Here is a 387-nt window from a genome sequence, read left to right as displayed (position 1 = left end):
TGCCCTGAAGGCCTTTGTGGACAACGCGCAGGCGCTGGCGACGCTGGAGCTCAGCGGCCAGAAGCTCGGCAAGGACGATGTCTTTAAGATCATAGCGAACAAGGGTGGGGCGCAGGCGGTGAGGGCGCTGCTGGACAACGCGCAGGCGCTGGCGACGCTGGAGTTCAGCGGCCAGAAGCTCAGCAACGACGATATTCTCAAAATCCTGAAGAACACAGGTGGGGCGCCGGCGGTGAAGGCGCTGTCGGAGAACGCAAAGGCGCTGGCTGAGCTGGAGTTCAGCGGCCAGAAGCTCAGCAAGGACGATGTCCTGAAGATCTTGGGCCAAGAGGGTGGGGCGCAGGCCGTGAAGGCGCTGCTCGACAACGCAAAGGCGCTGGCGGATCT

The 387-nt window shown here is 63.0% G+C and carries 1 protein-coding gene; it reads left to right on the top strand.

The window, feature by feature from the left end:
* Positions 1-16: 16 nt before the first annotated feature.
* A partial coding sequence (locus tag ACWTU9_RS33260) for a hypothetical protein (protein ID WP_455862025.1) occupies positions 17-387 on the top strand: 371 nt, incomplete at its 3' end.

The organism is Mesorhizobium sp. 128a (assembly GCF_053848025.1).
Note: the sequence above shows the minus strand (reverse complement) of the source record. Positions and strands in the feature narration are given on the sequence as shown.